This is a genomic window from Macrococcus sp. S115 (assembly GCF_030067655.1).
GTDB lineage: Bacteria > Bacillota > Bacilli > Staphylococcales > Staphylococcaceae > Macrococcoides > Macrococcoides psychrotolerans.
The window spans coordinates 445,491-469,383 of record NZ_JASJES010000001.1 but is presented as its reverse complement, the minus strand read 5'-3'; the positions used below and the strand labels follow the sequence as shown (position 1 = coordinate 469,383).

Sequence of the window (23,893 nt, the reverse complement as noted above, 5' to 3'; positions counted from 1 at the left end):
AGTGACGTCAATTGGCTAAAAAAGCACCTGAAGTTGGAGATTACAAATATGGTTTCCACGATAAAGACGTATCGATTTTCCGTTCAGAAAGAGGATTAACAGAGGATATTGTACGTGAAATTTCAAAGATGAAAGAAGAACCACAGTGGATGCTAGACTTCCGCTTAAAATCATTAAAGCAGTTCTATAAGATGCCGATGCCTACATGGGGTGGAGATCTATCAGAACTTAACTTCGATGAAATTACGTATTACGTAAAACCATCTGAACATACAGAGCGTTCATGGGATGAAGTACCTGAAGAAATTAAACAGACATTTGATAAATTAGGTATTCCAGAAGCTGAACAGAAGTATCTTGCAGGGGTATCAGCACAATATGAATCAGAAGTAGTATATCACAATATGCAAGAAGACCTTGAAGACCAAGGGATTATCTTTAAAGATACAGATTCAGCATTACGTGAAAACGAAGATATCTTTAAAGAACACTTTGCGTCAGTAATTCCACCTGCAGATAATAAGTTCTCTGCATTAAACTCAGCAGTATGGTCTGGTGGATCGTTTATCTATGTACCTAAAAACGTTAAACTTGAAACGCCGCTACAAGCTTACTTCCGTATTAACTCTGAAAATATGGGACAATTTGAACGTACATTAATCATCGTTGATGAAGGGGCAAGCGTGCATTACGTTGAAGGTTGTACAGCACCCGTTTATACGACGAATTCATTGCACTCAGCAGTCGTTGAAATTATCGTTAAAAAAGATGCTTACTGCCGTTATACAACAATTCAAAACTGGGCGAACAACGTATTCAACTTAGTTACGAAACGTACTTTCGTCTATGAGAATGGAACGATGGAATGGATTGATGGGAACATCGGTTCTAAACTTACGATGAAATATCCAGCATGTTACCTTCTAGGTGAAGGTGCACGTGGTATGACATTATCTATTGCCTTAGCAGGTAAAGGACAAGTTCAGGATGCTGGAGCGAAGATGATGCATATGGCACCGAATACTTCTTCTACAATTGTTTCGAAATCAATTTCAAAACAAGGTGGTAAAGTAGTATACCGTGGTATCGTTCACTTCGGACGTAAAGCGACGGGTGCACGTTCAAACATCGAATGTGATACATTAATTATGGATAACGAGTCAACATCAGATACAATTCCATATAACGAAATGTTAAACGATAACATTTCATTAGAGCATGAAGCGAAAGTTTCAAAAGTATCTGAAGAACAACTATTCTATTTAATGAGCCGTGGTATCTCTGAAGAAGAAGCGACTGAGATGATCGTAATGGGCTTCATTGAGCCATTCACGAAAGAATTACCGATGGAATATGCGGTTGAGATGAACCGTTTAATTAAATTCGAAATGGAAGGCTCGATTGGATAATCTTCACATATAAAAAGATTGGGGTAACCCAATCTTTTTTATTTTTTCTAATTATCTATAGATTTTAAATGGAAGTTATTATAAGATTTTAATGTTGATATCACGGAGGTGGGCAAATGATTACTACATATATTAATTCAGAAGAAGGCACAATTATTAAAACAGAGAAGTATCAGACGAATAACTGGGTTAACCTTGTCATGCCTTCCCGTGAAGAAATGGAAGAAGTTGCAGAAGCATTTGAAGTTCCTATAGAGTTTCTCGAGGATCCACTTGATCCAGAGGAAGGGGCACGTATTGAATATGATGAAGATTCTAACAGTACATTAGTGATAACGGATTTTCCGGTACTGGATAAGAATATAAGGCAGACAGAATCGTATATTACAGTGCCTATCGGTATCATATTAAGCAAAGGTTATATTATAACGATTTGTTCAAGAGAAAACGATCTATTCAATAAGATTGTAAATCTGACCTTTGATCTTCGGATGAAATCTCGATTCTTGCTGGAAGTGATGCTTACAGTTGCAACGAAATATAATAACACATTGAAGAAAATAAATCGTGAGCGTATTAAGATTGAAGCAAACTTAAGACACTCCTTAACGAATAAGCAGCTGTATGAATTAATGGAGATTGAGAAGAGTTTAGTCTATTTCTTGACGTCACTTACTGCAAATGGAGATACGATAAAAAAAATATTCAGATCACGTTCACTTAAACTTTACGAAGAAGATAAAGAATTGCTAGAAGATTTAATGATTGAGAATACACAGGCCTTAAATACGACAGAGCTTTATACACGCATATTAGAAAGTATTACAGGATCTTATTCATCATTAATTGCGAATGAAATGAATAATATTATGCGGATATTAACACTGTTTACAGTATTTTTGACGCTTCCGACACTTGTGTTCAGCTTCTTCGGAATGAATGTAGATTTACCGAAACTAACGTGGTATGGAACAATTGCTGCGGCATTAACGTTAATGCTTGTAACGTTTATCACACTCTATAAAAGTAAAATGTTTAAATAAAAGGTCGAGACTCTATGTCTCGACCTTTTATAAATTCTGCATAGGCAATATAGATTACGATTTTGAATATTTACCTATGTATTGCTCACGTTCATTAAATAAGGTTGGATAGCTTAAGAATCCGACAAGGACACTTGATAACGTTGCTGCAGTCATTAACAGGAAGATTATTATAAGCTGTAGCTGTGCCGCAACTAGAGGATCAGCTCCCCCGATAATCTGACCACTCATCATACCAGGAAGCTGAACGAGCCCCATCGTCTTTGTGCTTTCGATTGTTGGTATCATCGAATTTTTAATGCTTGTCATCAATACTCTGTGAATTGCTTGTTTTGGAGTACCCCCAAGTGACAGGATTAATTCAATCTGTTCGTCATTCTGGTCCAATTCACTTAAGAAACGATTCAAGAATAAAAGTGAAAGTACCATCGCATTACCAATCATCATTCCACTGATCGGTATAACATATCTTGGTTCAAATGGAATAATACGAAATCCCGTCAGAATACCGATTGTCAATACTTCCACAACGATAAGCGTAAGGACGATTTTCCAGGTGATTCCTCTGATCCCTTGTCCTTTTTTGATGATGTTCTGAGTTGCTGCTACGATCATGAGTAAGATCATTAAAAACATATAGATAGGATGATTGCCATCAAAGACAAAGGTCAATATATATCCTACAATCATCAGCTGGATTGTACTTCGTACTGCAGCGATGATAACATCTTTCTCAAGACCTAGCTTGAGCACAGCGCTCATCACTAACGGTATAATTACAAATATAAATGCGAGTGAAATTTGAAAAAGTGTCATTCGATCTCTCCTTTCAAGAATGCTTTTAATACAGGATGTTCTGTCGTTTCTAGTTCTGAAGAATGGCCTGATATGATAAATTGTCCATCCTTTAACATACAGTAATCATCTGTGATGCGTTTTGCTTGTTCTACATCATGCGTAATCCAGATAATGGTCACACCGAACTGATCACAGATTTTGCGTATGAGGGCTTCTACTTCCTTGACGCTTCTTGGATCCAGACTAGACGTAATCTCATCCAGTAATAATACTTCCGGTTGATTAACAAGCGTTCTGGCAATCGATAGACGTTGCCTTTGTCCGCCAGATAATGATTTAACATCAGTCGTTAGCTCCGTTGTCTCCAGATTTACCTGATCTAGCAGTTCCATTGCTTTATGACTATCAAGCGTGTCCCCGAAAATCGAGCGCGGTAGATTAAGGTTGTCATATACTGTCCCTTGAATCATCGGTGCGCTTTGAAGTGCCATTCCAATCTGCTGCTTCAGCTTGATAAGGTCGAATGATTGAATCTCTTTTTCACCGATATAGATATTACCGGAATCCGGACTCCTCAGACCATTGATCAGTTTCAGCAATGTCGTTTTGCCCGCTCCAGAGGGACCGATAAGTGCTGTAATCTTACCTGAATGAAAGGTTGTCGTAATGTCTTTTAAGATTTGTTTATTATCAACAGAAAAGTTGATATGTTCTAATTTGATATCAGTCATAAGTGCTCCTTCTTAGTTCAGTTTTCTCATCGTTTTCCTTACTTTATGATAAGATTGTAAATGGGTGATGATATGATATATATTGGATTAACAGGATGGGGCGACCACGATTTATTATATGAAGATTTAACGAATAAATCAGAGAAGCTTTTTAACTATGCTGCACATTTTCCCATCGTTGAATTAGATGCGACGTACTATTCACTGCAGCCGGAACGTAATATTCGTAAGTGGATCAGTGAGACGCCGGACAACTTTAAGTTTATTGTGAAGATTCATCAGGCATTAACAGGACATAATGATATCAGCAAGTTTGCTGCCAATAAAGAAGAACTGATCCGCCAGTACAAACAGATGATTCAGCCACTCTTTGCAGCGGGAAAGCTCGGTTGTATATTAATTCAGTTTCCACCTTGGTATGAATGTTCTACTATTAATATTAACTATATCATCTATTTAAAACAACACCTTAAACCATTTCCACTCTGTATCGAGTTTAGAAATGATAGCTGGTTTACAGATGATATGAAAGAGCATACGTTACAGTTTCTTTATGAACATGAACTGATGCATTCTGTGTGTGATGAACCCCAGGCGGGGCATGGCTCTATTCCTTTCGTCAATAGAGTTACTTCAAATACAGCGTTGATGCGACTTCATGGAAGAAATATTGCTGGATGGACAAAGAAAGACTTAACAGATGATGAATGGCGAGATGTCAGATATTTGTACGATTATAATGAGACGGAACTCAAGCACATTGCACAATCGCTAAAGATACTAGATCATAAAGCAAAAGACGTCTATTGTCTATTCAACAATAATTCCGGGGGTCATGCAGCTAAAAATGCTAAACAGATATGTGAGTTATTAGGTATTGAATATACAGGGCTGAATCATAAACAGCTGAAATTATTTTAGGAAGTGACATGATGACAATTCAAGCAATTATTATATTAATTATTCTCGGTTTATTCTCAAGTATTATCGGCGCTATCGTTGGAATTGGTGGCGGTATAATCATTGTTCCTGCACTCATATATCTTGGGATGGATGCTGGGATTATTGATGGTATTACACCGCAAAAGGCAATCGGGACTTCTACAGTGATTTTAATCTCTACTGGACTGACCGCTGCAATTGGATATATGAAGAATAAACAGGCAGATCTGAAGAATGCAGTCATCTTTATGATCGGTATCATTCCTGGTGCATTAATTGGTGCACATTTAAGTAAGTATTTAACATTACATAGCTTCAATCTATACTTTGGAATATTTCTCATTATCATGAGTATTGTTCTTTTGGTGAGAGATAAGATAAAACCGATAAGACTTTTTCAGAATAAAGCACATGAGAAGACATTTACGGACAAGGAAGGTGTGACATATCATTATAGCATTGCACCTGTTCCGGCTGTAATTGCGACTTTCTTCGTAGGTTGTCTGACAGGTTTATTCGGCATTGGTGGTGGTGCCCTGATGACCCCTTTGATGATCATTATCTTTAGATTTCCACCTCATATTGCAGTAGGTACAAGTATGATTATGATTTTTGTGTCTAGTGTGACAGGAGCAGTGAGTCATACCGCTCAAGGTAATATTATATGGCCCTATGCACTCATCTTGATTGCTGCCAGCTATGTTGGTGCACGTATCGGTGTACGTATCAATAAATCAATGAAATCCTCAACGGTCGTTATGATGCTCAGAGTAATCTTGATGCTGTTAGGAATATATTTAATAATTAAGAGTACGATAAGCTAAGAGAGGTGAAGCGACATGGAAGTGAAATTATTTCATACGAACGATATACATAGCTATTTATCCAACTATCATAAAATTAGTCGTTATCTCAATGATAGACGTGAAGAACACACAGATATGATTTATTTTGACCTGGGGGATCATGTGGACAGAAGTCATCCGCTGACTGAGGCAACATTAGGAAAAGCGAATATAGAATTACTGAATGATGCACAAGTAGATGTAGTGACGATCGGAAATAATGAGGGAATCACGCTCGATCATGATGCGTTCAATCAACTTTATCAAGATGCACGGTTCGAAATTACATGCTGTAATCTATTTGATGAACAAGGCAATCTTCCAGAAAACATTCGCACATCCGTTATTATGGAAAGACAAGGAATCACTTATGGTATCATCGGTGCTACAGCTGAATTTACACCTTTTTATAAAGCGCTAGGCTGGGAGGTTACGGATCCGATGTCTGCCATTATTCGTGAAGTACATCGCATTCATGAACATGTAGATGTCGTGATTATTCTGAGCCATCTCGGAAAGTTCTTTGATCGACAGCTTGCTGAAGCTTGTCCGCAAATTGATATTATACTAGGTGCACATACACATCATTTCTTCCAGCAAGGAGAAGTTGTAAATGATGTACTTATCGGTGCTGCTGGTAGATATGGTGAGTACATCGGAGAGATGACTTTAATATTTGAAGGGCGAAAGCTTATCCGTAAAAGTGCAAGGTTGATTGATACGAACGACCTCAGACCAACAGGAGAAGACTTCTTTGAAGCAGGTGCAGCGCTGCTCAGCCAAAAAGTTTCAGACAAGCAGCTGGATTTGCCGAGACGCCTTTACAGTGCATCCTATACAACAGATCTGCTCTCACAAGCTTTGATGGATTTCACAGGTGGGGACTGTGCTCTGATTAATTCTGGTCTTATTGTAAAAGGATTTGAAGGTAGAGGTTTTTCATATTTCGATTTACATACGATGCTGCCACACCCGATTAACCCAGTTAAGATTACGCTCTCAGGACGTGAACTAAAAGAAATTATCAATATGAGTATGCTGCATGATTACCGCGATGACATTGTCAAAGGTTTCGGATTCAGAGGGGATATCTTTGGAATGTATGTATGGAAGAATATTGGTTATATACAGTCACAGCAACGCTATTTCATTGGTACAGAGGAAATAGATAATCATAAGAAATATTATTTAGCGACACTCGATATGTATACTTTCGGAAGATTCTTTCCCCAGTTTACGCAAAATGAAAAGCGCTATTATATGCCAGAATTTTTACGTGATATTATGGAAACAGCAGTGAAAAAAATATAATACACATGCTGAGTTTATAAATTTGACAATAATGGCATCTTACATATATGTTATAATGAAATCATCAGAATTTTGGAGGGATTAGTTTGGCTACAAAAAATGAAGAAATACTAAGAAAACCCGAATGGCTAAAGATAAAATTAAATACTAATAAAAGTTACACTGGTCTAAAAAAAATGATGCGCGAGCACAATTTAAATACAGTATGTGAAGAAGCAAAATGTCCGAATATCCATGAATGCTGGGGTGAAAGAAAGACTGCGACAATCATGATATTAGGTGCAATCTGTACACGTGCATGTCGTTTCTGTGCAGTTAAGACAGGATTGCCGAATGAACTTGACTTAAACGAACCAGAACGTGTTGCAGAATCTGTTCGTCTAATGAATCTAAAGCACGTCGTTATCACAGCAGTTGCTCGTGATGACCTAAAAGACGGTGGTGCACATGTTTATGCGGAAACAATTCGTCAAGTACGTGAAGTCAATCCATATACAACAATTGAAGTATTACCATCTGATATGGGTGGCAGTATTGAGAACTGGGAAACGTTGATGGCAGCAAAACCAGATATCTTAAACCATAATATTGAAACGGTAAGACGCCTTACGCCAAGAGTTCGTGCGCGTGCAACGTATGACCGTTCTCTTGAAGTATTACGACGTTCTAAAGAACTATATCCAGATATCCCGACAAAATCGAGTTTAATGGTTGGACTTGGAGAAACAACAGAAGAAATCTACGAAGTGATGGATGATTTGCGTGCAAATGACGTAGATATTATGACAATCGGTCAGTACCTTCAGCCAAGCCGTAAACACCTTAAGGTCCAAAAATATTATACACCGCTTGAATTCGGTAAGTTACGTAAAGTAGCGATGGAAAAAGGATTCAAACACTGCCAGGCAGGACCAATGGTGAGAAGTTCATATCATGCAGATGAACAAGTAAATGAAGCTGCGAAAGAAAAACATCGTTTAGGTGAGCTTTCTAGTAAGTAGGTGCGCTATGATCATACAGACTGGACGACATTATTTTGAAGTCATTGAGAATTATCGAGAAGCATTCAATCAGGAAATGTTTGACCATCGATATTCAGAAATATTAGATCGCTATCCTTATATTGTTGGCGATATAGGATTCGAACAGCTCAGGCTACGTGGTTTCTTCGAAGATAATAAAAAGGGCTCGGAAGTAAATAAAAGGTTCTCTACAATCCAGGATTATTTACTTGAGTACTGCAACTTTGGATGTGCATATTTTGTTCTGAGAAGACTGAATGAACAAGAAGTTGTAAAGCATTTCGGTGCTGAGGTTGTGATTGCAGCGAATACATCACAACAAGATGACACAAAGCGTGCTGAGTCAGAGGTGCCTGTTCAATTAGAGAAACAGACACAAGTTGAAAAACAACAGCAGAATGAGCAAGAAGAGCCAACTGAGCATAAAGATAAGACCTTCAAATATTTTCAGAAATAAATTGAATTTATTATACTAGACCGAAAAGCATATGCTTTTCGGTTTTTTTAGGAGAGCGTAATGAAAATAGCCTTTGAATTTTTATTTAATCGTAACCGTAATATATCTTACACTGCAATAGATAAATATTTACATGGTCTAAACTTTAATGGACAAATTCGAATAAGTCATGAAGGAAAAGGTATCTTACATCAAAGCTATGGATATAAAAACTTAAACCAGGATCCGATAACATACGATACACAATTTTTAACAGCATCTATACAAAAATTTATTACGGGTATTATCATTGAACAACTGATAGATGAAGGTAAAATCCGTAGAATGGATAAGATTGTTAAATATATTAACGGTTTACCTGATTTTATTACGATTGAAGACTTATTACTTCATATTAGTGGACTTAGTCCGTATAAGGTACATCACAATTTTTATGGACTTGATCAATCCGTAAATATGATTCGAGCATCGGGTGCTAAACTACCATTTCATAAATTTGATTATAACGATGCAAACTATATATTACTCGCAAAACTAATCGAAATTGTCGAAAACCAGACGTATAGAGCGGTAGTTTATGACAGAATTATCGACAAATATCAGCTTGCGCATAGTTGCTTTTATGATGAAGTTACCGGTGCAACGACGGGCCTTCATCAATTTGGTAGTGTACTTATTGAAGATTGGCATAATGATCTTGATAAGTACTATGGAGCAGGAAATATGTATATGTCACTGAAGGATATTGATATACTTAGTCATCTATTCGCTAACCATCTTATCTTCAATAAACCAAAAACAGAGTTCATACTAGCACCTCATCGATATAAAAATCAAAAGTACAGAAGTGGGATTTCTTTAAGAGATAATTATTTAAGATTAAGAGGCTCTTTATATGCACATGATGTTGTTGTTTATTTTAATGAAAAATCGTTTATTTGTGTGGCATCCAATAGGGAAAGCAATGTATATCAAGCAGAAACAATACTATTAAATATACTCAATTCAAATGAATATTGCTAATAATTGACAATTATAAATAAAAGTTATAAATTCTACATATCACATTGTCAAAGAGGTATTTATGAGAAAGCTAATCGTTTTGTTGCTAATCATTGGATTATGGGCAGCATTAATTTATGAATTAACAGGAAAAAATAATGAAGGACATGAAGCAAGAGGTAAACAAAATACAGGTGTTCAAACAAACATAGTTAAAACGAATCAAAATGATACATTAAAAATACAAGTAGATCAATTGATAAAGAAAAATCACTTTAATGGAAGTGTATTTGTTGCTTACAATAATGATACATTGTTAGATCAGTCTTATGGATTTAAAGGTGCTGATCAGACTGAAAAATTTGACGAGAATAGCATGTATTTAATTGGTTCTTGCCAAAAATTAATAACCGGGATTATTACAAAGCAACTTGTTGATGATAGGATAATTAATGTTGATGTACCTGTTAAACAATACATTCCAAATTTCAAATATCCAAATATTAAAATAAAAGATTTAATATTACATCGCTCGGGGTTAGTGAAGTATGCATCTCATGGAGATTATCATGGATTAGATGCATCAGTTGATAATATAAATGCGACAGGTCTTGGCCAAGTTCCTCATGGATCATATTTATATAATGATGCAAATTATATTTTACTTGCAAAGGTGATAGAAAATGTCACAGGAAAATCTTATCAGCAAAATGTTGAACAGCGTATATTTAAGAAATATCATTTGAAAGAATCAAGTTTTTTTGATGACGAAAAATTAAGCCCTTATTTTGTTAAAGGATTAAAGTATGTGAATCATAATTGGAAAGCGATAGAGCCAACGGGCTTGGATAAATTTTATGGTGCAGGGAATATTTATATGTCTCCGAAAGATATGGGAATTTTATTGAATGATGTGATGCAATATAGAGTGTTAAGTAAGTCACAATTAGATTCAATATCGAAGCCCATGATTTTTAATATACATTCTAAATATAGATATGGTATGTCCTTAAAAAAAGAATATTACCGTTCGCGTGGATACTTCTTTGGGATAGATTTTGTCAGCCTGTTTAATCATAACAAGGTCGTCGTCGTTGCTACTAACAAACTAACACAAAATGAAATTCCTAATAATGAGAAATTGGCACAACAGATTTATAGTCTACTAAAATAAAAAAGCGATAATGATTATTATAATAATCATTATCGCTTTTTATAGAATGACCTCATATAAAAAGCTCTTTATTTCTTCTGCATCACTTTCATTGACACCAAGTACGTGTTCAATATAGCCAGGTTCATCCAGATCATCTCGACCAATAATACCGAATTTGTTTGATTGTGTATTTAATACAATGGTCTTACCATAATGTCGGTCAGTTTGAATTAAAGTCAAATCATGTCGGCTATCGCCAACAAAGCTGACGAATCTGACTTTGGCTTGTTCTTCATCATCATATAAGAACATATCTATCATTTTCTTCACCTCATTTAAGAATAGTATACATTGAAGTGCAGCGGAATACAAAATTTGATAAACTGAGAAGTGGAGGCGATGGTATGTATTTCGTAGATAGAGAAGAACTCACATTAAAGTTAGCGTATATCAATCAATTATCACAAGTGTTAGAAGAGAGTGAAGGATACGCACTCGAGCGTATTGCGCATATGTTGATTGAGAGTGTTGTAGATGTAGGAAATATGATTATCGATGGATTTATTATGCGAGATCCAGGAAGTTATAAAGATGTATTGGATATCCTTGAAATGGAACAAGTAATTCCTGCACAAGATGCGCAGATGATGCGCGATACATTGTATTTAAGACAATGGTTTGTACGTGATTATATTAATATTGATCACAATGAAGTGAAGCGTGTATTTATGGAGAATATTGCAAGCTATAAACAGTTTAAAGCAAATGTGGATACATTTATCGAAAATGAATTAGGACCAGTATCAGCATTTGGAAAGGGTGGAAAAGTTGAAGAAGTATAAAGGTTATCTGTTAGATTTAGATGGAACGATGTACGCTGGCACACGCGTTATAGAAGGTGCAAAGGAATTTATCGAATATTTGTCGAATAATAATCTACCCTATCTCTTTGTTACAAATAACGCATCGAAACGTCCGGATGAGGTTGCTGAGAAATTAACGGATATGGGATTTATCGCAACGCCTGATAATGTTGTCACAAGTGCAATGGCAACAGCAAGTTATATCGCAGAAGAACATCCAGGTGCAAGTGTCTATGTTATTGGTGGTACTGGAATCAGACAAGCATTACAAGATGAACAGCTTGTTATTACAGATGATATTCATGTGGATTATGTCGTTATTGGCCTAGATGTAGACATCAACTATGAAAAATTATCTAAAGCATGTCTTGCTGTGCGTAATGGAGCTCGATTTATTTCGACAAATCCAGATACGTCTATTCCGACAGAACGTGGATTTTTACCAGGGAATGGAGCTTTAACGAGTGTGGTCTCTGTATCAACAGGTATAGAACCTAAGTTTATCGGTAAACCAATGGAAACAATTATGAATAAAGCAGTAGATATGATGCAATTACCGAAAGAAGAACTCGTAATGATCGGTGATTTATATATGACAGACATTATGAGTGGTATCAATGCAGGGATAGATACATTACATGTTCAAACAGGAGTCAGCACTTATGAACAGGTGATGGCAGAGCAAGTTCCGCCAACGCATAGTGTTAAAAACTTATTAGATGTTATTCGCATATACGAAACTGGTGAATAATATGCGTGTGTTGATCATCAAAAAATTGAAAGCAGCAGTATAAAAAATACTATGAGAAATCATAGTATTTTTTTTGTGTCCAAATTATGAACAGGAAATTTATTGATTTTAAAGTTAAAAAATAGTAATATCAGTTATTGTAAATAAATTATTAATATAATTTTAATGTTTGAAATATAGTTGTAATATAATTAGGTGAGAATAAAGAGGTGAAGCCATGAAAGATACAATAAACGAGAATACTAGATTAGTACTCCTAACTTTACTTTATATTTCAATACTGTTCATGTTGTTCTGGATATACGCTGGTGGAAGCGTTGAGAATAACTTTATATACAATGAATTTTAATGTAAGAGGTGGAAAATGGATTTTCTAAAAACGTTTGAACAAGTTGTAAATCAGCAGCCAGAAAAAATTGCTTTTATTCATAGAGAGGAAACGATGACGTATCGTGCACTTGATTTATTAAGTGATGATTTAGGGCAGAAGTTATTACATTCAAAAAAACCACTCATCGTATACGGACATATGTCAAAATGGATGCTAGTAGGTATGATCGCATCACTTAAAGCTGGAATTGGTTATGTGCCGATAGATGTGTCGATACCAAGTGAACGTATAGATAAAATAATCGATACAATCCAACCGGAATTTATCTTTGCGACAGAAGAATTAGCAACACCCATACAAACGATAACCCCAAGTGACGTTAAAGAAGAATTCTATGATTTACCAGGTCTTAAAGTGGATGATGTAGCCTATACAATATTCACAAGTGGATCGACAGGGATGCCAAAAGGAGTAACAATACTGAGTGAATCGTTAAATGAATTTACAGAGTGGATGACATCTTTATACGAAACACAAGAAGAAAATTACTGGTTAAATCAGGCGCCTTTATCTTTTGATCTTTCGGTAATGGCCGTATACCCTTCACTAGCGACGGGAAGCACATTAGTGATGATTGACAAGGATATGATCAAAAAACCGATCGGCATTTATGAAACTTTAAAACGATATCCGATATCGGCGTGGGTATCTACGCCTTCATTCATGGAAATGTGTTTAATGCTACCGGAATTTGACGCAGTGCATCATAGTAATTTAAAGTATTTCTACTTCTGTGGTGAGGCACTCAAGCATAAGACAGCTGAAAGCTTAAAGTCCAAGTTTAATGATAGTCATATTTACAATACTTACGGTCCTACTGAAGCAACTGTTGCAGTGACAGGATTAGAAATAACTGAAGATGTACTGCACAAATATAACCCTTTACCTGTTGGGTATGCACGACCAGGTGTTACATTATCTATTACCGATGATGAGCTGCACGTTCATGGTAATGCGGTAAGTACAGGTTATGTCAATGCACCGGATAAGACTGCAGCGCAATTCTACCAAGATGAAGAACGTAGCTACCGTACGGGAGATAAAGCTAGACTTGAAGATGGACTATTGTTTATCGACGGGCGTATTGACTTTCAGATTAAACTGAATGGTTACCGTATGGAGCTTGAAGAGATAGAACATGTGATTACTGAGCAGGAAGGCATTAAGACGTGTATTGTAACACCTGTTGAGAAACAAGGAAGAGTACAATACCTAATTGCACATGTTGTTGCAATTAATCTTCAAGAAGCTACTGTTAAAGAAAAGCTAAAAAATGAATTGCCTGAATATATGATTCCAAGAAAGTTTAATGTGATTGATCAAATTCCTATGACTGCAAACGGGAAAGTAGATCGCAAAGCGCTATTAGGTGATCGATAATGATACCTTATGGAGATTTTCAGTTTTTCTTTATAGCATTAGCACTATTGGTACCTGTCATAGTATTCGGTTTCTGTGGAAGAAGGAACCATTATTATAATTGGTTTGTTACAGTTATCATGCTGGTTTTAATCTTTAAAGATCCTAACAAGAACCTTTTTGGCATATCGATACTGTCGTTTGAGATGATTAGCTTTATTATATATATCATCTATCAACTTATTATAATTAGTAGTTACTTAAAATTAGTAAAGCACAAAAATACCTTATCTTTGTTTATTATCTTTTTAGTGTTATCTATTGCCCCGCTGGCAGCTGTAAAAGTGATTCAAAGTTCACTATTTGGTTTTACAGGTCATCTAGGTGGATTTTCTATTAAATCATTGATTGGATTCTTAGGAATATCCTATATCATGTTTAAATGTATTCAAATAATTATGGAAATAAGAGATAGACGCATCAAAACACTTAATTTATTTGAAGTACTGAAGTTCTTAACCTTTTTTCCGACGATCTCTTCCGGTCCTATTGACCGATATAAACGATTTAATAAAGATATTGCGAGAGAGATAACTCAGGAAAAATATTCTGATCTTTTACAAAAAGCAATTCATTATATTTTTATTGGATTTTTATATAAATATATCATTGCGTATTTTATTAACCAGAAAGTAATATTGAATATAACTTTTGAGAATTCAGATTTATGGATGAAGATTATCTATATGTATGCTTATAGTTTCTATCTCTTCTTTGATTTTGCGGGTTACAGTTTATTTGCCCTTGCATTTAGTTATATTATGGGTGTTGAAACACCACCGAACTTTAATCAGCCTTTTAAAGCAAAGAACATCAAAGATTTCTGGAATAGATGGCACATGTCACTGTCTTTTTGGTTTAGAGACATGGTGTATATGCGTTTTGTATTCTTTATTTCAAAGAATAAATATATTAAGAATAACTTTACGACAAGCAATATAGGTTTTATGCTGAACTTTCTTATCATGGGTATCTGGCATGGCATTGAATGGTTTTATATAGCATACGGAATATACCACGGTATCTTATTTGTACTATATGGTTATTATGAACAATACCGAAAGAAACATCCTTATAAGTTACCAGTAAAAGTAGTTGATTTCATAGGAATTCTGATTACTTTCCACGTCGTGGCATTTGGATTTTTAATTTTTTCAGGAAAACTATTTTAGGAGTGAAGAATAATGGAATTTAAACAAGAAGTATTAGATGTAATCGCAGATGTAGCAGAAAACAATATTGTAAAAGAAAATCCGGACGTAAGAATATTTGATGAGAATATTCTTGATTCGTTTGCAACAGTCGGATTATTACTTGCATTAAATGATCGATTAGATATGGATCTCACAATCACCGACTTTGATCGTGATGAATGGGCAACACCAAACATGATAGCAGATGTATTAGAAGCATTAAGATGATTAAAAAGTTCTTACCGGCAATCATTGCCATTAGTCTATTTGTAGTTTTTTTAGCAATGCCATCTGACTATCTAAAAAGATATGTTCCTTTTAAGACAGTAACCGGTGATGGTGTCAATTTAAATGAAATAACATTTAAGGGAAGTGCGATTCAGACAGAGATGTTCGAAGATAAGAAGTTCTACCCGATATTTGGTTCAAGTGAACTTGAGAAACGTGATCCCTTTCATCCGACGCATATATTCAAAGAAAAGAAATTCGGTAAGATCCCTTTTCTTATTGGGACAGGTGGATCTACCGACTTAATTCACGCCATTAATATTGGAAGTCATGCTGGGCATATCGAAAACAAAAAGTTTGCAATTATCATTTCACCACAATGGTTTACAAAAAAAGGACTGGAAGATAATAATTTTTCTGCACGATATTCTCAATTACAATTAGATAAACTATTGAGCAATCCAAATCTATCTCCAGACTTAAAGCATAGGATGAGTAAGAGATTAATGCATTTTTCTGCGACTAAGGATGATGAACAAGTTAATGTGTATGCAAATAGTGAAGCGGATAATAGCGAAGTTTCAAGGGGCATCTATGAAAATCTTATGGAGAAAAATGATATTGTTAAATCAAAGTTCATGATTCCTGGAAATCGATTTAAAAAGAGAAAGCATCTCAATCTAGAACACAAATCTTGGGAAGAAATCAGAGATTTAGCAGTGAAATTTGGAAGTAGGCATGCAACTAACAATCCATATTTTATGAGAAATGAATATTTTGATATGATACAAAAACATCAAAAAAAATTATATAGAAATGGTGAGTTTTATATCAACTCTCAAGAATTTAACGACTTACAATTATTGCTTGATATTTTAAAGGAGAGCAAATCAGACCCGATATTTATCTCTATTCCTGCTAATGGAAAATGGTATGATCATATCAATATTCCACAATCTCAAAGACAGCCAGTATATGATAAAATCAACAAGAAAATCACTTCAGCTGGATTTAAACTCTATGATTTAAGTGATAAGGAGTACGAACCATATGTATTAAGTGACGCAGTACATATCGGCTGGAAGGGATGGGCGTATATAGATGAACAGATGGATAATCACATTCATCATCGTCCAATAACAACCCCATAAGTAAAATAAAATCCCAAATCAACAGTGTTGATTTGGGATTTTATTAAAATACTTGTTCAACCTCAACAACGCCAGGCACTTCTTCAAGTAATGCGCGTTCGATACCTGCCTTTAATGTGATTGTAGAAGAAGGACATGTACCACATGCGCCAAGTAAACGTAATTTTACGATACCATCTTCGACATCAACTAATTCGCAGTCGCCGCCATCTCTTAAAAGAAATGGACGTAACTTTTCAAGCACTTCATTGACTTGGTCAAACATTGTTTGCTGTTCAGTTGTCATAATAACTCCTTTCCAAGAGTATTACTATGTAATTACTCATTTCTTTAGTATAATCAATATAGCATATTTTAATGAAAAAATTAAGGGGGATGGCTTATAAATGATAAATGTTATCATCTATGGTGCCGATGTTGTATGTGCAAGCTGTGTCAATGCACCGACGTCAAAGGATATTTATGACTGGATTCAGCCAAATTTAAAACGGAAATTTCCAGAGCTCGCATTTAATTTTAATTATATTGATATTAATAATAGTTCTAATTTAACGGATCATGATGAAAATATCATTGAACAGATTAACAATGATGAATTATTCTATCCACTGATTACGATGGATGATGAGATTGTTGCAGATGGTTACATTCAATTGCCGCAAGTAACAAATTTTGTAGCGCAACATTACCGTTAAAGTATTAACGGATAGTATAAGAACCCATCATTTGATGGGTTCTTATATTATCCATTATGATATTTATATAACCAGAGTACACCTGACTTCATAAGTCGTGCAAGTCTTCCTGTAACGGTTTTTTCCATCAAGAATGCAAAGCCTTCTTTATCTCCTAATGAGCCCATGAATCCCTGAATTTTAAGTTCTGGCATTGTTTCAGGTAGCGATTTATTCTGCCATATATGTTTCATGACATCAACAATCTGTTCTGCTTGAAGTTCCGCAAGTTGTGCACTTGGTGCATGTGGTAGTGCAGCACAGTCGCCTACTACGAAGACATTGCGATGCTCAGGTATTTGGTGATACTGATTCACTTTTACACGATTACCTTCAGCAAGTTCGACAGGTAGTGTACGAACTAATTCTACAGGTTGGATGCCTGCAGTCCAAACGCAAATGTCTACATCATAGGTAATGTCATTATTATAAAGTTTCCCTGGCTCCACCTTAACAACATTGGAGTTCGGTATCACTTCAACGTCATTCTTATCGAACCATTTCTTTACATATGTACTCAACTTCTCTGGGAATGCAGGAAGTATGCGTTCACCACGATCAAATAATCGAATCTTAAGATCCTTTCTTGATTCTCGTAGCTCACTTGCGAGTTCTATCCCACTTAAACCGGCGCCTACAATTCCAACGCAGCTGCCATTTGGTAAGTCAGCGATCGCCTGATATGTTTTGCGTGCTTTCGTCATCGTCTGAATACTGTAGGTATATTCTTCCGCGCCTGGTACGTTGTGATACTTATCTTCACAGCCGAGTCCAATAACGAGTTCATCGTAATCTACATGATTTTCACCGAGTGAAATAATCTGTTTATCCAAGTCAATATGTGTTACTTCCCCGAAGACAATATTCAGACGTTTGTCCTTTGGGAATTCTACACGTACATCTTTATCCGATTCCGTTCCAGCTGCAAGTGCATAGAACTCCGTCTTAAGTCCGTGAAATGGTATCTTATCAATCAAAGTAATATTGTACTCATCCGGTAACGTATTAGGCAAAAGACGTTGCATAATACGCATATTACCGTATCCCCCACCAAGTAACACTAAATTTTTCATTGTATTCTCCCCATTTATAAGTCAAAGTTCTATAGTTTTTGTACAATTTAAATTATAATATAGTTTGACTTTAATTTATAGCCATTGTAAGTTTCTCGCTATAAAAAAACTTAATGATTCTTGATAAGTAATAGTTATCATGAAAAAAGGATGATCAGATGAATCCAATCGTAGAATTTTGTATTTCTAATTTAGCTAAAGGTGGCCAGGTCGTTTTTGATGAGTTGTCTCAGGATGAGCATCTGGACGTACTTGAATATGGCTGTCTGACTTATTGCGGGCAATGTAACGAGAGTCTATATGCACTGGTTAATGGTGATATCGTTACTGGTGAGACGCCTGAAGCGTTAAAGAAGAATATTTATCAGCACATAGAAGAAACATGGATTTTTTAGGAGGTAATGCAATGTCAACAGTAATATTAACAGAAGCAGCAGCATATGAGGTAAAATCGATGATGCAACAAAACGGTATGCCGGAAGGTTACTTAAGAATTTCAGTCAAAGGTGGGGGCTGTACCGGATTATCATACGGTATGAGTGCAGAGGAATCACCATCAGATAATGATGAAGTACATGATTTCTATGATGTAAAGGTACTTGTAGATAAAGCCGATGCACCGATATTGAAAGGAACAACTGTAGATTTTAAACAATCATTAATGGGGGGCGGCTTTGCAATCGAGAATCCGAATGCAATTGCTTCATGTGGTTGTGGCAGCTCGTTCAGAACGAAAGACGTCGCTGGTACGCCTGAGAACTGTTAAGCAGTTTTTATTTTGCTTGTATATGCTTGAATTCAAAGTGTAAAAGGATTATTATAAAAGATGGAACACTTAAAATTATATTTGTGACATATATCACAAGATTGTTGGAATAAAATTATATAAGAATGGGTGAAATCGATGGGTTTTGAGAGAAAGAGAGTTGTGATTTTAGGTGGAGGTTACGCTGGATTACAAACAGCTACTAAACTTCAAAAATTAGTAAGTTCACAAGATTGTGATATTACGCTTATTAATAAGAATGAATATCACTATGAATCAACTTGGTTACATGAAGCATCTGCAGGTACACGTGCATATCAAGATTGTCTATATCCGATTGCGAGTGTTTTAAATCAGTCTAAAGTTGACTTTGTTACTGCTGAAGTTACAAAGATTAACAAAGATGAAAAGACAGTTGAAACGTCTAAAGGTACGTTCAATTTTGATATTTTAGTCGTAGCATTAGGTTTCGAATCTGAAACATTCGGTATCACTGGTATGAAAGAACATGCCTTCCAAATCGAGAATATCAATACTGCACGTCGTATTGCTACACATATTGAAGAGCGTTTTGCGCATTATGCAAACAGCGCAGACAAAGATGATAAGGACTTAGCAATCTTAGTTGGTGGTGCAGGATTCACTGGTATCGAATTATTAGGTGAACTTGCTGAACGTATTCCTGAACTGTGTAAAGAATACAATATCGATCAGTCTAAAGTTAAAGTGACATGTGTAGAAGCAGCACCAAAGATGTTACCGATGTTCTCTGAAACATTAGTGAAATATGTTGTAGATTATCTTGAAGCACGTGGTGTTGAATTCAAGATTGCAACACCTATCGTTGCAGCAAACGAAAATGGTTTCGTTGTTAAAGTTGACGAAAAAGAAGAACAACTTTATGCAAACACAGTAATTTGGGCTGCGGGTGTACGTGGTTCTAAATTGATGGAAGAATCATTTGACGGCGTTAAACGTGGTCGTATCATAGTTCGTGAAGATTTACGTATCGACGGTTACGATGATATCTTCGTTATCGGTGACTGTTCAGCAGTGATGGCTGGCGAAGGTGACAACAAACGTCCATTGCCAACGACAGCTCAACTTGCAATGCAACAAGGTGAATTTACTGCAGATGCAGTTAAACGTTTATTAAACAATGAGAAATTAGCTACTTTCGAATATGATGATAAAGGAACAGTATGTTCTTTAGGTTCACATGATGGTGTAGGTGTTGTATTCGGTAAAGAAATTACTGGTAAGAAAGCAGCATTTATGAAGAAATTAATCGATACACGTGCTGTATTCAAAATTGGTGGTACAGGTGTAGCGTTCAAAAAAGGTAAATTTCTATAATTGCTATAGAATTTGTACTAAGAATCTAAGTTTGTAGGGATGGGATGCAATGTCCCATCCTTTTTATTTATATAAAGTGGTGAAGAGATGAAAAGAGATAAAGTATGGCTTGGCGTTAGTGGCCTTGTAATAAATGAGCAAGGTGAATGGCTTGTCGTTACGAAGCAATATGGGGGTATGAAAGGAATGTGGAGCTTTCCTGCAGGTTTTGTCGATAATGGAGAGACTGCAGACCAGGCAGTATTAAGAGAAATATATGAAGAGACGGGTATTGAAGGTTCTGTTGAAGGTGTAATTGGATTACGTACAGGGGTAATTAAAGATATCATTTCAGATAATATGATCATCTTTTTAGTACGTCCTGCACATACAACGATTCGTCAAGACATTCCTGACGAAGAGATTAAAGATGTACAGTTCCGTAGCACTGATGATTTATATCAAGATGATCACTGTAGCCCCATGGTTAGAGCGCTGATTGATGAAATGCAGGAACCTTTGCGTTTAAAGAGTACGACTTCACCGGGCCCACAGTTTAACTATACACATTATCATTTATTTTTATAGGAGGATTCAAGTGACAGCATTATTACAATTAATTATATCTACTATCTTGTTTTTTGTATTGTTTTTCGGAATAGCGTTTATTCTCAATATGCTGTTAAAATCTACGTGGATTATGACAGCGCTTTATCCTTTTGTCGTATTTGCGATTGTGGATAAGATTTCTACAGCAGATTATATACTGAAACCAAAATTTGCATTCAACCAGCTTATACGTGGAATCACACATTTGATGCCTGCCGATATTCTAATGTTATCCGGTGGACTCATCGGTGCAATTACTGCAGGGTTTGTGATTCGCAATTTACGTCGTAACGGTTACAGTATGTTTTAGAGGTGAACAGATGAATAATGAAATTAAGGCACATATAGCAAGCTATATGTGTTTTTTACCATCACAAATAAGCCAGTTGAAACCTTATATTGATAACGACATATTTAATGATATTAAGACGGTATATCCGTTGCATAGTAACGAAATTATCATCAGAGAAATTAATGGTAAGCATTATACTTTAATTCCATGTGGTAATTTAAAACACTACCAATTCAGTGATGTAAGAAAGCTGATGCACAAGATTAATACGCTTCACTCAATACATGTAGAAGTGAGCGTTGATTTCACATTGCTCTCGCATTATCTTGACAATGAATTGGTCAGCATGATTTCAGAACTGATACAGAAGAAGCAAAAGAAAGAGGTAATAAAAGCTGAAACGATGCTTTATGATGCAGCGGTATATCATCATAAAGCATTTGAAATCGAACGTTATTTTCCGCTCTCTTATGACAAAATAGAGCATGTAGAAGAAGTGATCGGAGATAATGAACGACTCTATATTATTATTAGTCAACCGGAAAGTGCGCTCTATCATGTTGAACTGAAGCATGAAGATATGATAAAGATAGTTTATCAGTCTGATACACAATTAGCGACGAGAATTGCATATAATAACCGTCTGCTTGAAATCGATGCACCCGTACCATATGCTATCATCTATGATGCACTCAGTTATGCAAAGCAATATAGAAAAAAGCCCGTAATTCTGACGCACCTTAACGACGAAGCATGTATAACAATCAGTGGAACATCAAGCACATATATCGATACTTTGATTGGTTTATCACTTCCTATTCGCTTTCGTTATGATATGGCAGCAGCGGAGTCTGTACTGACAGAGGCTACAGCAGGAAAGTTGCTGTTTGATGAAAGTAAATGGTTTCACTGGATTGATCTCGGACAATATTGGAATTTGACAAGCTATTATCAGTATATTTTAAATAAATTAGTTAAATCGGTTGACGAAAAGTAAAAATTACTTTAGTATGCTAATATATTAGAGAACTAAAGTGAGGTTGAGAAGATGAATGCAGTTTTAATCGCAGTACTTGTAATGGTTATATTAAGTTTATGTCGACTGAATGTCGTGCTGTCATTATTTATCGGTGCACTAGCAGGAGGGCTTGTTTCTGGACTCGGGATAGATAAGACGATCGTTACCTTTACAGGAGGAATTGTCGACGGTAGTGAAGTTGCACTGAGCTATGCATTGCTCGGAGGGTTTGCAGCGATATTATCTTATAGTGGTATTACAGATTATTTCGTTGAAAAAATTATCAATATGCTTAAAAGGGATAACACAGTAAAGACAAGAACAGTTACGAAAGTGACGATACTTGTGTCACTGATTAGTATTGCATGTATGTCTCAGAACATTTTACCGGTACATATTGCCTTTATTCCAATTATTATTCCGCCACTTTTAAGTTTATTCAATGAACTCAAAATCGATAGACGATTAATTGCGGTAATCCTTACGTTCGGATTAAACTTTCCGTATGTGCTGATGCCATATGGTTTCGGTTATATCTTCCATGGCATTATCAAAAAAGGTTTTGATAAAGCAGACCATCCTATAGAAATGAACCAGATTTTCCCTGCGATGATTATTCCATCGTTAGGATTTGTTATCGGGTTAATACTAGCGTTTATAATATTCAGGAAACCACGCGAATATAAGAGGGTTCAATTTAAAGAAGAGGCTCCGAGAAAAGCATTGAAACCATACGTTGTCATGGTTTCTATAGTAGCAATTGCTGCAACCTTTCTAGTACAGCTTACGACAGAATCCATGATTTTCGGTGCACTGGCTGGGATTCTAGTATTCTTTCTGTCATTTGCATTTGACTGGAAGACACTTGATGACGAACTTGTCTCAGGCATCAAGATTATGGCATATATCGGTGTCGTCATGCTCACAGCGAATGGATTCGCCAGTGTAATGTCAGCAACAGGTGATGTTGAACGTTTAGTTGCGGGTATGGTAGACTTTACAAGTGGCTCAAAAGTATTGACGATTATATTTATGTTAATCGTCGGACTGATTGTAACACTTGGTATTGGATCATCATTTGCAACCATTCCGATTATTGCAGCATTATTTATTCCACTTGGTGAATCTATCGGTTTATCAACTGCGGCAATAATCGCAGTTATCGGTACGGCCGCTGCTTTAGGAGATGCAGGTAGTCCTGCTAGTGATTCTACGTTAGGTCCAACCGCTGGATTGAATATGGATGGTCAGCACCATCATATTTGGGATACATGTGTACCGACATTCCTATTATTTAATATTCCGTTAATTATTTGTGGGTTTATCGCTGCAATGATATTATAGTTAAAAACGA

29 protein-coding genes are annotated in these 23,893 nt (G+C 35.9%); 24 read left to right on the top strand and 5 right to left on the bottom strand.

The features are described from left to right. Positions 1 to 11 precede the first annotated feature (11 nt). Together sufB and QNJ52_RS02345 are read left to right on the top strand one after the other, a co-directional pair. A complete protein-coding gene (gene sufB, locus QNJ52_RS02350; RefSeq protein WP_219494144.1) occupies positions 12 to 1,409 on the top strand; it encodes a Fe-S cluster assembly protein SufB in 1,398 nt (465 codons plus the stop codon). Positions 1,410 to 1,525: 116 nt separating this feature from the next. Next, complete coding sequence (locus tag QNJ52_RS02345) at positions 1,526 to 2,452, top strand: magnesium transporter CorA family protein (protein ID WP_283721793.1); 927 nt, start codon at positions 1,526 to 1,528, stop codon at positions 2,450 to 2,452. 54 nt (positions 2,453 to 2,506) lie between these two features. Here the strand turns inward: QNJ52_RS02345 and QNJ52_RS02340 are convergent, their stop codons facing one another. Beyond that, a complete protein-coding gene (locus QNJ52_RS02340) occupies positions 2,507 to 3,268 on the bottom strand; it encodes an ABC transporter permease (RefSeq protein ID WP_283721792.1) in 762 nt (253 codons plus the stop codon). Then, the gene (locus QNJ52_RS02335; protein ID WP_283721791.1) at positions 3,265 to 3,981 is read right to left on the bottom strand and encodes an ABC transporter ATP-binding protein; all 717 of its coding nucleotides are present in this window, start codon (positions 3,979 to 3,981) and stop codon (positions 3,265 to 3,267) included. The genes QNJ52_RS02340 and QNJ52_RS02335 overlap by 4 nt, the downstream gene beginning before the upstream one ends. A gap of 72 nt (positions 3,982 to 4,053) precedes the next feature. Here QNJ52_RS02335 and QNJ52_RS02330 point away from each other — a divergent pair, with 72 nt between their 5' ends. The 7 genes from QNJ52_RS02330 to QNJ52_RS02300 all read left to right on the top strand — a co-directional run bounded on the left by QNJ52_RS02330 (position 4,054) and on the right by QNJ52_RS02300 (position 10,734). Further along, the gene (locus tag QNJ52_RS02330) at positions 4,054 to 4,902 is read left to right on the top strand and encodes a DUF72 domain-containing protein (RefSeq protein WP_219494152.1); all 849 of its coding nucleotides are present in this window, start codon (positions 4,054 to 4,056) and stop codon (positions 4,900 to 4,902) included. An 8-nt stretch (positions 4,903 to 4,910) separates the two neighbouring features. Further along, entirely contained in the window at positions 4,911 to 5,747 is an 837-nt protein-coding gene (locus QNJ52_RS02325; RefSeq protein ID WP_283721790.1) for a sulfite exporter TauE/SafE family protein, read from the top strand. A 15-nt stretch (positions 5,748 to 5,762) separates the two neighbouring features. Next, on the top strand, positions 5,763 to 7,079 hold the full coding sequence (locus tag QNJ52_RS02320; protein WP_219494155.1) for a bifunctional metallophosphatase/5'-nucleotidase: 1,317 nt from the start codon (positions 5,763 to 5,765) through the stop codon (positions 7,077 to 7,079). Between the two features lie 86 nt (positions 7,080 to 7,165). Beyond that, positions 7,166 to 8,080, top strand: coding sequence for a lipoyl synthase (gene lipA / locus QNJ52_RS02315; RefSeq protein ID WP_219494157.1), 915 nt, complete (start codon positions 7,166 to 7,168; stop codon positions 8,078 to 8,080). Between the two features lie 7 nt (positions 8,081 to 8,087). Next, a complete protein-coding gene (locus tag QNJ52_RS11555; protein ID WP_241427485.1) occupies positions 8,088 to 8,558 on the top strand; it encodes a YutD family protein in 471 nt (156 codons plus the stop codon). Positions 8,559 to 8,618: 60 nt separating this feature from the next. After that, on the top strand, positions 8,619 to 9,581 hold the full coding sequence (locus QNJ52_RS02305; RefSeq protein WP_283721789.1) for a serine hydrolase domain-containing protein: 963 nt from the start codon (positions 8,619 to 8,621) through the stop codon (positions 9,579 to 9,581). A 61-nt stretch (positions 9,582 to 9,642) separates the two neighbouring features. Continuing rightward, the gene (locus tag QNJ52_RS02300) at positions 9,643 to 10,734 is read left to right on the top strand and encodes a serine hydrolase domain-containing protein (protein ID WP_219494160.1); all 1,092 of its coding nucleotides are present in this window, start codon (positions 9,643 to 9,645) and stop codon (positions 10,732 to 10,734) included. A 39-nt stretch (positions 10,735 to 10,773) separates the two neighbouring features. Here the strand turns inward: QNJ52_RS02300 and QNJ52_RS02295 are convergent, their stop codons facing one another. Next, the gene (locus QNJ52_RS02295; protein ID WP_219494163.1) at positions 10,774 to 11,037 is read right to left on the bottom strand and encodes a DUF3055 domain-containing protein; all 264 of its coding nucleotides are present in this window, start codon (positions 11,035 to 11,037) and stop codon (positions 10,774 to 10,776) included. 83 nt (positions 11,038 to 11,120) lie between these two features. Here QNJ52_RS02295 and QNJ52_RS02290 point away from each other — a divergent pair, with 83 nt between their 5' ends. The 7 genes from QNJ52_RS02290 (at position 11,121) to dltD (ending at position 16,712) form a co-directional block, all read left to right on the top strand. Further along, positions 11,121 to 11,558 (top strand): DUF86 domain-containing protein, encoded by a 438-nt coding sequence (locus QNJ52_RS02290; RefSeq protein ID WP_219494165.1) that lies wholly within the window; start codon positions 11,121 to 11,123, stop codon positions 11,556 to 11,558. Further along, the gene (locus QNJ52_RS02285; protein WP_219494166.1) at positions 11,545 to 12,330 is read left to right on the top strand and encodes a TIGR01457 family HAD-type hydrolase; all 786 of its coding nucleotides are present in this window, start codon (positions 11,545 to 11,547) and stop codon (positions 12,328 to 12,330) included. The genes QNJ52_RS02290 and QNJ52_RS02285 overlap by 14 nt, the downstream gene beginning before the upstream one ends. A 217-nt stretch (positions 12,331 to 12,547) precedes the next feature. Next, entirely contained in the window at positions 12,548 to 12,679 is a 132-nt protein-coding gene (locus tag QNJ52_RS02280; RefSeq protein WP_283721788.1) for a teichoic acid D-Ala incorporation-associated protein DltX, read from the top strand. 15 nt (positions 12,680 to 12,694) lie between these two features. Beyond that, positions 12,695 to 14,101, top strand: a complete 1,407-nt coding sequence (dltA, locus tag QNJ52_RS02275) for a D-alanine--poly(phosphoribitol) ligase subunit DltA (protein ID WP_283721787.1) — start codon at positions 12,695 to 12,697, stop codon at positions 14,099 to 14,101. Further along, positions 14,101 to 15,312 (top strand): D-alanyl-lipoteichoic acid biosynthesis protein DltB, encoded by a 1,212-nt coding sequence (dltB, locus tag QNJ52_RS02270; protein WP_283721786.1) that lies wholly within the window; start codon positions 14,101 to 14,103, stop codon positions 15,310 to 15,312. Before dltA ends, dltB begins: the two co-directional genes overlap by 1 nt. A 12-nt stretch (positions 15,313 to 15,324) precedes the next feature. Beyond that, on the top strand, positions 15,325 to 15,561 hold the full coding sequence (gene dltC, locus QNJ52_RS02265) for a D-alanine--poly(phosphoribitol) ligase subunit 2 (RefSeq protein WP_283721785.1): 237 nt from the start codon (positions 15,325 to 15,327) through the stop codon (positions 15,559 to 15,561). Beyond that, the gene (gene dltD / locus QNJ52_RS02260; protein ID WP_283721784.1) at positions 15,558 to 16,712 is read left to right on the top strand and encodes a D-alanyl-lipoteichoic acid biosynthesis protein DltD; all 1,155 of its coding nucleotides are present in this window, start codon (positions 15,558 to 15,560) and stop codon (positions 16,710 to 16,712) included. The genes dltC and dltD overlap by 4 nt, the downstream gene beginning before the upstream one ends. 43 nt (positions 16,713 to 16,755) lie before the next feature. On the opposite strand, the gene QNJ52_RS02255 is transcribed toward dltD, so the two are convergent. Continuing rightward, the gene (locus tag QNJ52_RS02255) at positions 16,756 to 16,998 is read right to left on the bottom strand and encodes a NifU family protein (RefSeq protein WP_041635844.1); all 243 of its coding nucleotides are present in this window, start codon (positions 16,996 to 16,998) and stop codon (positions 16,756 to 16,758) included. Between the two features lie 100 nt (positions 16,999 to 17,098). On the opposite strand from QNJ52_RS02255, the gene QNJ52_RS02250 reads away from it, so the two are divergent. Beyond that, positions 17,099 to 17,407, top strand: coding sequence for a YuzD family protein (locus QNJ52_RS02250; RefSeq protein WP_283721782.1), 309 nt, complete (start codon positions 17,099 to 17,101; stop codon positions 17,405 to 17,407). Between the two features lie 47 nt (positions 17,408 to 17,454). Here QNJ52_RS02250 and QNJ52_RS02245 read toward each other — a convergent pair whose 3' ends face one another. After that, on the bottom strand, positions 17,455 to 18,519 hold the full coding sequence (locus QNJ52_RS02245) for an NAD(P)/FAD-dependent oxidoreductase (RefSeq protein ID WP_219494176.1): 1,065 nt from the start codon (positions 18,517 to 18,519) through the stop codon (positions 17,455 to 17,457). 158 nt (positions 18,520 to 18,677) lie between these two features. Here QNJ52_RS02245 and QNJ52_RS02240 point away from each other — a divergent pair, with 158 nt between their 5' ends. The 7 genes from QNJ52_RS02240 to QNJ52_RS02210 all read left to right on the top strand — a co-directional run bounded on the left by QNJ52_RS02240 (position 18,678) and on the right by QNJ52_RS02210 (position 23,883). Next, entirely contained in the window at positions 18,678 to 18,914 is a 237-nt protein-coding gene (locus QNJ52_RS02240) for a YuzB family protein (protein ID WP_219494178.1), read from the top strand. 11 nt (positions 18,915 to 18,925) lie between these two features. Next, positions 18,926 to 19,285 carry a HesB/IscA family protein gene (locus tag QNJ52_RS02235; RefSeq protein ID WP_219494180.1) on the top strand — a complete coding sequence of 120 codons (360 nt, stop codon included), beginning with the start codon at positions 18,926 to 18,928 and terminating at the stop codon, positions 19,283 to 19,285. A 138-nt stretch (positions 19,286 to 19,423) separates the two neighbouring features. Continuing rightward, positions 19,424 to 20,641, top strand: coding sequence for an NAD(P)/FAD-dependent oxidoreductase (locus tag QNJ52_RS02230; RefSeq protein ID WP_219494182.1), 1,218 nt, complete (start codon positions 19,424 to 19,426; stop codon positions 20,639 to 20,641). Between the two features lie 87 nt (positions 20,642 to 20,728). Beyond that, a complete protein-coding gene (locus QNJ52_RS02225; protein ID WP_283721780.1) occupies positions 20,729 to 21,208 on the top strand; it encodes an NUDIX domain-containing protein in 480 nt (159 codons plus the stop codon). 10 nt (positions 21,209 to 21,218) lie between these two features. After that, on the top strand, positions 21,219 to 21,539 hold the full coding sequence (locus QNJ52_RS02220) for a YuiB family protein (protein ID WP_283721779.1): 321 nt from the start codon (positions 21,219 to 21,221) through the stop codon (positions 21,537 to 21,539). Positions 21,540 to 21,549: 10 nt separating this feature from the next. Continuing rightward, positions 21,550 to 22,518, top strand: coding sequence for a hypothetical protein (locus tag QNJ52_RS02215; protein ID WP_283721777.1), 969 nt, complete (start codon positions 21,550 to 21,552; stop codon positions 22,516 to 22,518). 51 nt (positions 22,519 to 22,569) lie between these two features. Beyond that, entirely contained in the window at positions 22,570 to 23,883 is a 1,314-nt protein-coding gene (locus QNJ52_RS02210) for a Na+/H+ antiporter family protein (protein ID WP_283721776.1), read from the top strand. Positions 23,884 to 23,893: the final 10 nt, after the last annotated feature.